This is a genomic window from Dyella terrae, from assembly GCF_004322705.1.
GTDB lineage: Bacteria > Pseudomonadota > Gammaproteobacteria > Xanthomonadales > Rhodanobacteraceae > Dyella_D > Dyella_D terrae.
In genome coordinates this window covers 1,055,100-1,068,330 of sequence record NZ_SIZZ01000001.1, presented here as the reverse complement: position 1 = coordinate 1,068,330, position 13,231 = coordinate 1,055,100, and the positions used below count along the sequence as shown (strand labels likewise).

General features: G+C 64.5%; 10 protein-coding genes. All 10 read left to right on the top strand.

Annotated features, from left to right (window positions below):
* Positions 1–36 precede the first annotated feature (36 nt).
* The 10 genes from prfB to EYV96_RS04770 all read left to right on the top strand — a co-directional run bounded on the left by prfB (position 37) and on the right by EYV96_RS04770 (position 13,219).
* A protein-coding gene (prfB, locus tag EYV96_RS04815; RefSeq protein WP_131150340.1) for a peptide chain release factor 2 occupies positions 37–1,162 on the top strand; the annotation gives its coding sequence in 2 pieces (ribosomal slippage) (positions 37–111 and positions 113–1,162; 1,125 coding nt in all).
* Between the two features lie 109 nt (positions 1,163–1,271).
* Positions 1,272–2,789 carry a lysine--tRNA ligase gene (lysS, locus tag EYV96_RS04810; protein ID WP_131150339.1) on the top strand — a complete coding sequence of 506 codons (1,518 nt, stop codon included), beginning with the start codon at positions 1,272–1,274 and terminating at the stop codon, positions 2,787–2,789.
* A 3-nt stretch (positions 2,790–2,792) separates the two neighbouring features.
* Positions 2,793–3,098 (top strand): YciI family protein, encoded by a 306-nt coding sequence (locus EYV96_RS04805; RefSeq protein ID WP_131150338.1) that lies wholly within the window; start codon positions 2,793–2,795, stop codon positions 3,096–3,098.
* The gene (locus tag EYV96_RS04800; RefSeq protein ID WP_131150337.1) at positions 3,095–3,358 is read left to right on the top strand and encodes a BolA family protein; all 264 of its coding nucleotides are present in this window, start codon (positions 3,095–3,097) and stop codon (positions 3,356–3,358) included. The genes EYV96_RS04805 and EYV96_RS04800 overlap by 4 nt, the downstream gene beginning before the upstream one ends.
* 238 nt (positions 3,359–3,596) lie before the next feature.
* Complete coding sequence (gene smc, locus EYV96_RS04795) at positions 3,597–7,106, top strand: chromosome segregation protein SMC (protein ID WP_131150336.1); 3,510 nt, start codon at positions 3,597–3,599, stop codon at positions 7,104–7,106.
* Between the two features lie 147 nt (positions 7,107–7,253).
* Complete coding sequence (gene zipA / locus EYV96_RS04790) at positions 7,254–8,303, top strand: cell division protein ZipA (protein WP_131150335.1); 1,050 nt, start codon at positions 7,254–7,256, stop codon at positions 8,301–8,303.
* Positions 8,304–8,723: 420 nt separating this feature from the next.
* A complete protein-coding gene (locus EYV96_RS04785) occupies positions 8,724–9,104 on the top strand; it encodes an HU family DNA-binding protein (protein WP_131150334.1) in 381 nt (126 codons plus the stop codon).
* A 234-nt stretch (positions 9,105–9,338) separates the two neighbouring features.
* Complete coding sequence (locus EYV96_RS04780) at positions 9,339–10,109, top strand: response regulator transcription factor (protein WP_131150333.1); 771 nt, start codon at positions 9,339–9,341, stop codon at positions 10,107–10,109.
* 336 nt (positions 10,110–10,445) lie between these two features.
* Positions 10,446–12,758 (top strand): YadA C-terminal domain-containing protein, encoded by a 2,313-nt coding sequence (locus EYV96_RS04775; RefSeq protein WP_131150332.1) that lies wholly within the window; start codon positions 10,446–10,448, stop codon positions 12,756–12,758.
* A 107-nt stretch (positions 12,759–12,865) separates the two neighbouring features.
* The gene (locus tag EYV96_RS04770) at positions 12,866–13,219 is read left to right on the top strand and encodes a hypothetical protein (RefSeq protein WP_131150331.1); all 354 of its coding nucleotides are present in this window, start codon (positions 12,866–12,868) and stop codon (positions 13,217–13,219) included.
* Positions 13,220–13,231: the final 12 nt, after the last annotated feature.

Below are 13,231 nucleotides of genomic sequence, written 5' to 3'. Positions count from 1 at the left end.
CCTGCTATTCTTCCTCCTTTTCCAAAGCCCAATCCCATGATCGAAACGAATCCGATCCTCGCGCAGATCGCGGACCTGTCCGGCCGCATCGAGTCGCTTAGGGGGTATCTTTGACTACGCCACCAAGCGTGAGCGTCTCGAAGAAGTAAGTCGCGAACTGGAAAGCCCCACCGTGTGGGACGATCCGCCGCGCGCGCAGGAGCTGGGCCGCGAACGCGCCCGCCTTGACACCATCGTCACGGGTATCGACACCATCAGTGGTGGCCTCACCGACGCGGGCGAGCTGCTGGAGATGGCGGCCGCCGACAACGATGAAGACACCGTCCGCTCGGTGCAGGACGACCTCACCAGGCTCGAAGCCAAGGTCGGCAAGCTGGAATTCCAGCGCATGTTCTCCGGCAAGATGGACGCCAACAACGCCTTCGTGGACATCCAGGCCGGCGCCGGCGGCACCGAAGCCCAGGACTGGGCCGAAATCCTGCTGCGCATGTACCTGCGCTGGTGCGAATCGCGTGGCTGGAAGACCGAGCTGCTGGAGGTTTCCGGTGGTGACGTCGCCGGCATCAAATCCGCGACGTTCCGCGTCGAAGGCGACTACGCCTACGGCTGGCTGAAAACGGAAATCGGCGTGCATCGCCTGGTCCGCAAGTCGCCGTTCGACTCCGACAACCGCCGCCACACCAGTTTCACCTCGGTGTTCGTGTCGCCGGAAGTCGATGATGACATCGACATCGAGATCAATCCGGCGGACCTGCGCACCGACGTATACCGTTCGTCCGGCGCCGGTGGTCAGCACGTCAACAAGACGGAATCGGCCGTGCGTATCACCCACGTGCCCACGAATACCGTGGTGGCCTGCCAGACCGAACGCAGCCAGCACGCCAACCGCGACCGCGCCATGAAGATGCTGGCCGCCAAGCTGTACGAACTGGAAGTTCAGAAGCGCAACGCCGAAAAGGATGCGCTGGAAGCTTCCAAGTCCGATATCGGCTGGGGCAGCCAGATCCGCAACTACGTGCTGGACCAGAGCCGCATCAAGGACCTGCGCACGGGCATCGAACGCTCGGACACGCAGAAGGTGCTGGACGGCGATCTGGATGAATTCGTCGAAGCGAGCCTGAAGTCCGGCCTGGATGCCGGTGCCAAACGCGTGGACGCATAAGCAATTCACCTGGCCTTGAGAGACGTGCCTGCTGGCCGGTTTGTCGGATGTCCCGACGCGACGGCAGGCCGACCTGACGCAACCCACCTACGTTTCAACCTGGATCACCATGCAAAACGAAATCGACGCCCCCCTGGACGAAAACCGCCTCATTGCGGAACGACGCGAGAAGCTTTCGGCTCTGCGCAAACAGGGCGTCGCGTTTCCGAACGACTTCAAGATCGATACGTTCACCGGTGACCTGCAGGCGGAATTCGCCGATGCGGAGAAGTGGACGGCTGAAGCCATCGAGGGCCTGAATCGCCAGGTCAAGGTGGCCGGTCGCATCATTCTCAAGCGTGACCAGGGGAAGGTCGCCTTCGTGCAGATGCAGGACGTCAACGGTCGCATCCAGTTGTTCATCCACCAGGGCACGGTGGGTGAGGAGACGTTCAAGGCGTTCAAGAGCTGGGACATGGGCGACATCGTCGGCGCCGAAGGCACCGTGATGCGTACGCGCACGGGCGAGCTGTCGATCAAGGTCGACAAGCTGCGCCTGCTGACCAAGAGCCTGCGTCCGCTGCCGGACAAGCACCACGGCATGGCCGACGTCGAGCAGCGCTATCGCCAGCGTTACGTCGACCTGATCGTCACCGAAGACGCACGTCGTACCTTTGCACAGCGTTCAAAGATCATCGGCTTCATCCGTAAGTGGCTGGAGGCCGAGCCGCGCCGCTTCATGGAAGTGGAAACGCCGATGATGCACGTGATCCCGGGCGGCGCCACGGCGCGTCCCTTTGTCACGCACCACAACGCGCTGGACATGGACCTCTACCTGCGCGTCGCGCCGGAGCTGTACCTCAAGCGCCTTGTCGTTGGCGGCTTCGATCGCGTGTACGAGATCAACCGCAACTTCCGCAACGAAGGCGTGTCGACCCGTCACAATCCCGAATTCACCATGCTCGAGCTGTACCAGGCCTATGCCACGTACACCGAGATCATGGACATCACCGAGTCGGTGATCCGCGAAACGGCGAAGAACGTCATCGGCACCACCAAGCTGATGTGGGAAGGCAACGAGATCGATGTCGGCCCGGCGTTCCGTCGCTGGAGCATGGAAGACGCCGTGCTCGAGCTGAATCCGGAAATCCGTCGCGACGAACTGCGTGATCGCGCTGCCATGGCCGCCCACTGCAAGCGCCTGGGCATCCATGTGAAGGACGGTTACGGCTGGGGTCGACTGCTGCTGGAAATCTTCGAGAAGACCGTCGAGCACACGCTGATCCAGCCGACCTTCATCACCGACCATCCGGTGGAGATTTCGCCGCTGGCTCGCGAAAGCGACACCAATCCGGGCATCACCGATCGCTTCGAGCTGTTCATCAATGCGAAGGAGCTGGCCAACGGCTTCTCCGAGCTCAACGATCCGGAAGACCAGGAGGCGCGGTTCCGCGCCCAGGTGGCGGCCAAGGATGCCGGCGACGACGAAGCCATGCACTTCGACGCCGACTACATCCGCGCCCTTGAGGTCGGCCTTCCGCCCACCGGCGGCCTGGGAATCGGCATCGATCGCCTTGTGATGTTGTTGACCGGCGCCTCGTCGATCCGCGACGTGTTGCTGTTCCCCTATATGCGCCCGGAGGCCTGATCCATGTGGTTTGCCATTGTTGGTACTGACGTCCCCGATTCGCTGGAGAAGCGCAAGTCTGCGCGTCCGGCCCACATCGAACGCCTGCAGAAGCTGCTCGATGAAGGCCGCCTGTTCGTGGCCGGCGCTTTCCCGGCGATCGAGTCAGAAGATCCGGGCCCGGCCGGTTTTACCGGCAGCCTGATCCTGGCCCAGTTCCCGTCGCAGGCCGAGGCCGAAGCCTGGGCCAAGGACGATCCGTACATCGCGGCCGGTGTCTACGCCAGCGTCAGCATCAAGCCCTTCCGCAAGGCATTGCCAGCCGCATGACCGCGGCAATGGTCGAGCAGATTCGCCAGCGCCTGGTCCAGGCGTTGGCTCCGCTCGACATCGAGGTGGTCGACGAGGGGTACAAACACGTCGGCCACGCCAATGAAGGGAAGGGTCACTACCACGTCCGCGTGGTGAGCCTTGCGTTTGCGGGGCAGCTTTCGATCAAGCGGCACCGGATGATCTATGCCGCCCTGGACGGTCTGATGGACGATGGCGTCCACGCCCTGTCGATCGAGGCCCGTGCGCCGGGTGAGTGATGCGTGGCCAGGTTTGGGGTTGGCGAGTGCATCCGGGCTGATCCGCCTCGGGTGGCCGAAGGGTCCGCAGACGGCCCTGCTTCGGGTCATCACTAATAATTGCTTTGAATAACATTGGTCTAGCCGGCAATGTTAAAGTGAAACAACACGCCCGTTTCCATTGCGGCACCCGCCCGGCTTTGGCACAGTGGCGCATCGCCCGAAACCCGGGCATTTCCTCCTTCCAGCTGACGTCCGCATGCGCCTGACTACGATCAAACTCGCCGGCTTCAAGTCGTTCGTCGATCCCACCACGCTTCACCTGCCGACCAACATGACGGGTGTCGTGGGCCCCAACGGCTGCGGCAAGTCGAACATCATCGACGCGATCCGCTGGGTGATGGGCGAGAGCGCGGCCAGCCGACTGCGTGGCGACTCGCTGACGGACGTGATCTTCTCCGGCTCGAACTCGCGCAAGCCGGTCGGCCAGGCCACCGTGGAACTGATCTTCGACAACAGCGACGGCACGATTCAGGGCGAATACGGCCAGTACGCCGAGATCTCGGTGAAGCGTCAGGTGACGCGCGATGGCCAGTCGGCGTACTTCCTCAATGGTGCGCGCTGCCGTCGTCGCGACATCACTGACCTGTTCCTTGGCACGGGCCTGGGCCCGCGCAGCTACTCGATCATCGAGCAGGGCATGATCAGCCAGATCGTCGAGGCCGCGCCCGACGAACTGCGCGTGCACCTGGAGGAAGCCGCTGGCATCTCCAAGTACAAGGAGCGCCGCAAGGAAACCGAGAGTCGCATCAAATCCACGCGTGAGAACCTCGATCGCGTGAAAGACGTGCGCGACGAAGTGGACAAGCAGCTTGAACACCTCAATCGCCAGGCACGTGCCGCCGAGCGCTGGAAGGCCCTGAAGGAGGAACAGACGCGCAAGGAAGCCGAGCTTCGTGCGCTCGAGTATCGCCACCTCAAGGGTCAGCATGATGGCGAGGGCGCGGGCCTTTCCGCCGCTGAAACCGAAATCGAAAAGCGCGTCGCCGAGCAGCGCCATGTCGAAGCGCAGCTGGAAAGCGTGCGCGAGAACCACACCGCCGCGACCGAGCATCTGAACACCGTGCAGGCCGAGGTCTACAAGGTTGGCGCCGAAATCGCCCGTGTGGAGCAGCAGGTTCGCTTCAACCGGGAAACGGCCGATCGCCTGCAGCGCGCCCAGGGCGAAGCTGAGCGCGAGCACGAAGAACTGGCCGCGCATATCGCCACCGACCGCGACCAGGTGGAAACGCTGCGCATGGCGCTGGCGGAAGGCGAGCCGCGCCTGGAAGCCCTGCAGCAGATGCAGGACGACACAGCTGACGCGCAGCGCGACACCGAAACCAAGCTCGCCGACTGGCAGCAGCGTTGGGACACCTACACGCGCACGGCGGGTGAAGCCAGTCGCGCGGCCGAAGTCGAACGCACCAAGCTCGCCTACCTGGATCGCCAGTCGGTCGATCTGTCGCGGCGTCGCGAGACGCTGGAAGCCGAACAGAAGGCGACCGACGTGGCGGCGCTGGATGCGGCTTCCGAACAGCTGCACATCGAACACGATACCCAGCGCGAGCGCGTCGAATCGCTGGGCGGTCTGCTCGATCAACACAAGCTCACCTACGAAAAAGTGCTCGATGAAGAGCGCCAGGTGCAGTCCTCGCTGAACGAGGCGCGCCAGCAGTTGCAGACCGCCCGCGGACGCCAGGCATCGCTCGAGGCGCTGCAACATGCCGCGCTTGGGCAGGAAGAAAACGCCGCCAGCGGCTGGCTGGCCCGCCTCGGCCTCGACAAGTCACGTCGCCTGGGCGAATCGCTCCAGGTGGAAGCCGGTTGGGAAACCGCGGTGGAAACCGCGCTCGCCGGATTCCTCGACAGCGTCCTGGTCGATGGTGCCCACGGCCTGGCGGCGGAATTCGCCGATGTCGAGAACGCTGACATCGCCTTGCTCGATGGGGCGGAAGGCGGTGTGAACACCTCCGGCACGCTGGCCGCGCACGTGCGCGGTCCGGCCGCCGCGCTGTCGATCCTCAGCCATGTGCTGGTCGCCGACACGCTCGATGAGGCGCACCAGCGCGTCGCCGGGCTTTCGGCGCTTGCGCCTTACCAATCGGTCATGACGCGTTCTGGAGAATGGCTGGGTCCGGGCTGGGCCCGCGTCCGTCGCGCCCAGGGCAATCAGGTGGGCGTGCTCGCGCGTGAGCGTGACATGCGTGTGCTGGCCGAGCAGATTGCGACGCTGGAAGCGCGCATCGAGGAAGCTACCGCGCAACTGGACGATCTGCGCACCAACAAGTTCGAAGCCGAGCGCGCCCGCGACGATGCGCAGCGTGAGCTGTACAACGCGCATCGCCGCCAGTCGGAACTGGCCGGCCAGTTGCAAAGCCACCGCGGCAAGATGGAAACCGCGCGCGCCCGTTCAGAAAAGGTCGCCGGGGAAATCAGCGACCTGGTCAATCAGCTGGACGAATTGTCGGACCAGACGCGCGATGCGCGTGCGCGCCTGGATGAGTCCGTTGGCAATATGGGCGACCTCGAAGACCAGCGTCGCGATCTCGAAAACGAACGCCGCGCCTTGCTCGAATCACGTGAAGAAGCCCGGATGAATGCGCGGGAGGCGGCCGACCAGGCGCATGCGCTGGCACTGAGCATGGAGTCCAAGCGCTCGTCGCTCAGCTCGCTGGAGCAGGCGCTGTCGCGCATGGACACGCAGATCCGCCAGATCGCCGCGCGTCGCACCGAAATCACGGAACAGCTCGCTGCCGGCTCCGACCCGATCGCCGAGCTGGAAGCCGAGCGCCAGACCTACCTGGACCAGCGCCTGCTGGTGGATCGCCAGCTGGTCGATGCGCGCCGTGCGCTCGAGGATTGCGACGGCGAGTTCCGTCGCCTTGAGCAGGAGCGCCAGCGTATCGAGCAAAGCCTCAACAAGCTGCGTGAGAGCCTGTCGGAGAAGAAGCTCGCCGCGCAGGCGCTCCAGTTGCGAGCCCAGCAGCTGGCCGAAGCCATCATGGCATCGGGCCTCGAACTGGAACCGCTGCTTGCCGAACTGGCCGAAGACGCTGATGCAAGCCAGTGGCGTTCGCAACTGACCGACATCGGTCAAAAGATCCAGCGCCTGGAGCCGGTCAACCTCGCCGCCATCCAGGAACATGCGGAACAGAGCGAGCGCAAGAACTACCTCGACAACCAGCTGGCCGACCTTGCCAGCGCCATGGAAACGCTGGAGGGTGCGATCAAGAAGATCGACCGCGAGACGCGCCAGCGCTTCAAGGAAACCTTCGATCGCGTCAATGCGGGCGTGCAGGAGCTGTTCCCGCGCCTGTTTGGCGGCGGCCATGCGTATCTGGAACTGACCGGCGATGATCTGCTCGACACCGGGGTGGCCATCATGGCGCGCCCCCCGGGCAAGCGCGTGTCGAACATCACCCTGCTATCTGGCGGTGAAAAGGCGCTGACCGCCGTTTCGCTGGTGTTCGCCATCTTCGGCCTGAACCCGGCACCCTTCTGTCTGCTGGACGAAGTGGATGCGCCGCTGGATGAAGCCAACGTCGGTCGATTCTCCAACATGGTGAAGGAGATGAGCGAGAAGGTTCAGTTCATCTTTGTCAGCCACAACAAGGCCACGATGGAAGCGGCGTCGCAGTTGTGCGGTGTGACCATGCGCGAGCCGGGTGTGTCGCGACTGGTGCAGGTGGACCTGGCCGAAGCGGCCAAGCTGGCCGGCGCGGCCTGACGGCAAGCGGACTCGTGTGGGCCGATGCCCGCGCGGTCCAAGGCCGTCGAGCCGCACTTCGGTGGCAGGAACGCGCATCATAGGCGCATGGATCCGGGCTCGACGGCCCATCAATGAACAACGTTGGACGTTTTTGGAGAACCTTTCATGACCCCGCAGCCCGTGCTCGCCTTTGCGTGGAATCCGGCCGTCGGCATTCCGATGGCCATCGTCGGCCTGATCGTGCTCGCGCTGATCTGGCTGTTCGGCCAGCCAAAGAAAGAGCAGGGGCGTCGCCGCGTGGTCCTTGCACCCGGTGAAGAGCGTCGTGATCCGACGTTTGGCGACGTCGACATCCGTGGCGATGGCGAACCTTCCTTCAGCGCGCGCGACGACTTCCAGATGGACTTCGATACCAAGCCTGCGCAAGGCGAGCTCGACATGGGCCTTCGCGAGGAACTGGAGCGCCTGGGTCAGACGCTGGCAGGTGAGCGCCAGGGGCGCCCGACCATGAGCAAGCCCTCCAGCGGTGCGGCGTCGATCATCGAGGCTTTGCGTGCGCCGCCGGAAGAATTCCTTGCGTCGCAGCAGATGCCGGTGGCGCCCGCGCCGATTCCGGGCGCAGCCGTCGAAGCGCCGAAGCCCGTTCCGATGGCGGCCGAAGCGTCTTCCGTCGCCATGTCACCGGCACCTGACGCACCAGCTCCCGCCAAGCCCGAGGCGCCGCGTGTGCCGCCGCGCTCGGATCTCGGCAAGCGCCCCGCGCAGATGCCTGTCGAGCGCATCGTGACGCTGTTCGTGGTGGCGCGTGAAGGTGAAAGCTTCCACGGTACTGACCTGATCGTGGCGGCGGAAAAAGCCGGGCTCGAGTTTGGTGACATGGGGATTTATCACCGTCTTGTCGACGGCAAGCGCGAGCAGGGTCCGGTGTTCAGCGTCGCGAACATGCTCAAGCCAGGCAACTTTGACCTGTCGCGGCTGGAGGCCCTGCGTAGCCCGGGCCTGAGTTTCTTCATGACCTTGCCAGCGCCGATTCCGGCACTGGATGCGTGGGACGCGATGTTGCCGACGGCGCAACGCCTGGCGGAGCTGCTCGACGGCCAGGTCCTGGACGAGGAGCGCAACGCGCTCGGTCGCCAGCGCATTGCGCACATCCGCGATGAACTGCGCGGCTGGGATCGCGACCATGAAGGCAAAGAAATCGTCTTCGGTCGCTGAACCGGGCACGTCTTGGACACATGCAGCGGCGCCTTCGGGCGCCGTTGCTGTTTATGGATCGGGCGGAACGCCCTGGTGGCTGGCTGCACCTCGAAGGCCTGGCTTTGCTTCGTGCCGCGATGCCCATCCATGCGAGATGGAGCCCTTGGCAAGATGCCCTGGGTCCAGCCGGTTGCCCATCATGGGACGAAACGCACGGGTTCTACCCCTTGGCGGCAGCTCTCCGGGGTCACCCGAGGTGGTCCAAACGGCTTGTTTTGGGGGGTGAAACGGCCGCCACGATAAAAAAACGCTGAAAAAGGCATGCCAATAGGCACATTTCTTCAATTCCCCATTGGCGAGCATGCACTCTTTGCCATACATTCCACCTGCCGAGAGGCAGTCAGGTTTATCCAAACCATCAAATACCACGGGGAATGTATGGCCAAGACGCAGAAAGCCGCCAAGAAGACCACCGCCAAAGCAGCTGCCAAGCCGGCCGCTCTTAAGCCGATCAAGGATGCTCTGAGCAAGTCCGCTCTCGTCGCTCACGTCGCTGACGCCAGCGGTGTGGTCGCCAAGGACGTGCGCGCCGTTCTCGCTGCGCTGGAAGGTGCCGTGGCTGGCTCGATCCACAAGAAGGGCCATGGCTCGTTCACGCTGCCGGGTCTTCTGAAGATCACCGCTGTCAACGTGCCGGCCAAGCCGAAGCGCAAGGGTGTCAACCCGTTCACCAAGGAAGAGCAGTGGTTCGCTGCCAAGCCGGCTTCGGTGAAGGTGAAGATCCGTCCGCTCAAGAAGCTGAAGGACGCGGCCGCCTGATCAGCGGACTGCACAAACGCGACGGCGCGAGCCGTCGCGTTTTTTTATGCCCGGCGTTCGCGTTGACGCACCGCCGGAAGAGGGAAGCTTCGCTTTGCCTTGATGATATGGCTACGAAAGGGTCGCCACTTTTCGCAATGACGGTGTATATCGTTTGGACGTCCAAATGAATGCCTTGCCGCGCCATGCCGGCTGATATAGTCAGGCGCCACTGATGCAATAACGTTGGTGCACATGGAAGCAACTTCAGTTGGCGATGTCGCGGAACGTGCCTTGCCGGCCTGGCACGTCGCGGTGCTGGAAGACGATGCGTCACTTCGGGACCAGGTCATCGTGCCTGGCCTGGCGCAGTTCGGATTCAAGGCGACGGGACTGGGCAGCGCCGCCGAGCTCTATCGCAGCATGCTGGCCCATGCCTTCGACATGATCGTCCTTGATCTGGGCCTGCCGGACGAAGATGGCGTTTCGGTGGCGCGCTATCTGCGGCAGTTTTCGGCGATCGGCATTCTGGTCCTGACCGGGCGCGAGCGTCAGCATGACCAGGTGCACTCACTGGATGCCGGCGCGGACGTATTCCTGCGCAAGCCCGCCGGCGTGGCCGAGCTTGCTGCGAGCCTGCACAGTCTGGGCCGGCGTTTGCAGGCGCCGCTGCCCGGAACAACCGTCGACAATGAAACCCATTCGCCCGGTCAGGGCGACTGGCGTCTTCAAACGGGTGGCTGGCACCTCGTCTCACCTGGTGGTGTCGTGGTCAGCCTTTCACCGTCCGAGCGCTGCGTCATGCAGTTGCTGGTCGATGCCCGGGGTGCGGTCGTGACCCGCAAGGACATCATCTTCGCGCTGCGGCAGGACTCCTACGATTTTGATCCGCACCGACTCGAAATGCTCATCTACCGGCTGAGACGCAAGGTGCGCGAACTGGCGCTGCCCGTGCTTCCGCTGGTCACGGTGCGCAGCAGCGGCTACGCCTTTGTGATCGGTCATCCTGCAGCTTCTGTTCCGTGAGCCGCCGCGTGAGCTGACTTGCGGCGCCCTCGCCAGTGACTAGGAACGTTCTGACGCAGCGCCACGCGGGTCGAGGCAAGGTGAGACTTTCACCAAGCCCGATGGGTTTGCCAGGCGATGGCAATCGTCTGCCAGTGCCCGCTCTGGCCACGGTTCAAGGGATGGCGTGAGGATTGTTCTCGGTGAGGTTCCGTTGGATTGCGTGCGTGAAGGCTTCGCGTCGCTGTCCGACGCTCCGTGTCCAGCGCGGAACGCCTGAGTACCGGCCTGGATACCTCATCGGTGTCCTGGCGTGGTGCGACATGGAGTGACGCTGGATAAGGCAACGGAGACACGATGAACAGGATTTTCGGCAAGGTTTGGATGGGCGCTCACCGGGAACCGGACGTGGCACCGGAGTGCGCCGGCCGCAGGCAACAAGGTGGAAGGCCGCTGAAAGCGGTCACATGGACGGCACTGCTGATGGCCGCATGCGGTGCGGATACATCGTGGGCCGACGTCGTGAGCGAGACGGCATCGGAAACGGCGAAATCGAAGCAGGTCCCCTGGCTTGTGGCCCCCGTGGGCACGCCCGATCCGGATGACAGTTACGCCGATGGCGGTGGCGCAACGGCGGGCAGCAGGGCCACTTCCATCGGCGCCGGATCAAGTGCAGGTGCGGATGACTCATCGGCCTACGGCGCGCGTGCGAAGGCCATGGGTGCTTCTGCCTCGGCCTTCGGCGCCAATGCATGGGCGCAGGAAGGCGATGCGACCGCACTGGGCGCCCATGCCCAGGCACTGCGAGCCAGCGCAACGGCCGTCGGGAGCGGCGCGCAGTCGCAGGCCGAGTCGTCAACCACCATTGGCTACGGCGCACAGGTGACGACGCCAGCACTCCATGGCACGGCGCTCGGTGCGCGAAGCCAGGCCACAGCGCGCGGCGCTGTCGCCATCGGTGCCGACTCACTGGCGGATCGCATCGATACCGTCGCGGTGGGGCGTGCCGGAGGCGAGCGACAGATCACCCACGTGGCGGCCGGCACGCAGGGCACGGATGCGGTGAACCTGTCGCAATTGGAAAAAGTGGCCAGCGCCGTGATGGATGCGAGCCTGTACTTCCGCGCCGAAGGTCTGCGCGATGGCAGCGACAATGCCTCGGCTGTCGGAGACGGCGCGTTGGCAGCAGGCCGCAGCAGCCGAGCGACGGCCAGTGGCGCGGTGGCCGTGGGTGCGGACAGCGTGGTCGCGGGCATCGGCGCCGCTGCCTTGGGTCAGGGCGCCTTCGCCCAGGGCGACGCATCGACCGCGCTCGGCCAGGGCGCCCAGGCTTGGGGCCTTGGCAACGTGGCCATCGGCTCGCATGCCACCGCCGATGCAGCGCAGGCGGCCACGGCGATCGGATTGTCCAGCCAGGCAAGTGGCGAAGGCTCGGCGGCCGTGGGAGCGGGCGCTCAGGCGTGGGGTAACGGAAGCATCGCGTCCGGTTTCAGTTCCCGCAGCCTCGGGGAAGCTGCCGTGGCGAACGGTGCTTACAGCGCGGCTTCGGGCCATTTCAGTACGGCGCTCGGAGCACGCGCGGTTGCGCAGGGCGATCGCAGCACGGTCGCCGGTAGCGATGCCTGGGCCGAGAGCGACGACGCCGTGGCCTTCGGGGCTTGGGCGCATGCCGTCGGTACAGGTGCAGCCGCCCTGGGTAGCGGCGCTACCGCATCAGCGCCAGACGCCGTGGCTCTGGGTTCGCTATCCCTGGCCGATCGCGCGCAGAGTGTGTCGGTGGGGCGTGTTGGCCACGAGCGGCAGGTCACCAACGTCAAGGCGGGAACCGAAGACACCGATGCGGTCAATGTCCGACAGTTGAAGGATGCGGTGGACGGACTCGGCGGCGGCGCCCCCACGCACGCGGTGACCTATGACGACGCCGATCACGGCACCACGACTTTTGACGGCGCCGACGGCACGGTGTTGGCCAACGTTCGCAGGGGCGGCGTGCACGCCAGCAGCATGGAGGCCGTCAATGGTGGCCAGTTGCACGAACATGGGGACCAGGTCGCCACACACCTGGGTGGCGGTGCCACGATGACGGCACTAGGCATCACGGCGCCGGCTTATCTGATTCAGGGTGTGAACTTCGGCAACGTCGGTGATGCCTTTGCCGCTGTGGACAGCAAGCTCGGCGATCTGGACGTTCGCGTGGGTGACCTTGAGGCAGGTGGCTCGGGTGGCACCCGGCCCGATCCCGGTACGCCGATCCCGCCGGGTCAGATTGAAGAGGCCCTGGTTACCGCGCGGCGTTATGCGGATAACAGCGCGCAACAATCGCTCAAGGATGCCAGGGCCTATACCGACCAACGTGTGGCAAATCTCGTTAGCAAGTCGGAATTCGACAGTTTCCGGTCGGACGTCAACGGGCGATTCAACACGCTGGGCAACCGCATTCATCGCGTAGGTGCCATGAGTTCCGCGCTGGCCGGCATGGCAGGCGCCATCGCCGCGGCGTCAGGAACGGATCAACGGGTCAGTGCTGCGGTCGGTGGCTACCGCGGCCAGGGAGCTCTCGCGGTCGGCTTTGGCGCCCGGATACCCGGCGAAGGCGCCGTGCTTGTCGGTGGTTCGTTGGCCGGCGGCGGTGAATCGAGCGGCACCGTGGGTGTCAGTTTTGGGTGGTAGGGAAGCGTTGCCTCAGGGATGAGGCATTCCGTCGACGGCCGTGTCGTATTCCGGCACGCGCCGTCGACATCTTGATGCGATGTTCTTTCGGATTCCGGGAAACACACATGCAAGCCAACCTGATGCGAACAGCCTTCGTGGCGCTGATGTGGTCGCTCTCACCGTCGGTCCATTCCAGCTCAGGCGTCGCGCCCTCACCTGAGGATTCGTCGCTCGTCGAGGAGGATGCTCCCGACGGGAGCCGCGAGGACGCCTTCGAGCCATGTAGTCATCGCGCGCGCTTCGTCCGTCATGACATGCCTGTGCCTGTGCGTGTCACAGAGTCGCCTCGCACGCTTCCCAGGCCGGCCAGCGACAACACGGTGCCAATCGATGCGGCGCGACCTCAGGAGCGCTTTAGCGGGGCGTGTGGCGGATTGTTGTCTGGCGTCGTCGTACCGGAAACGGTCATGTCAACGTAAAGCGTCCCGTCG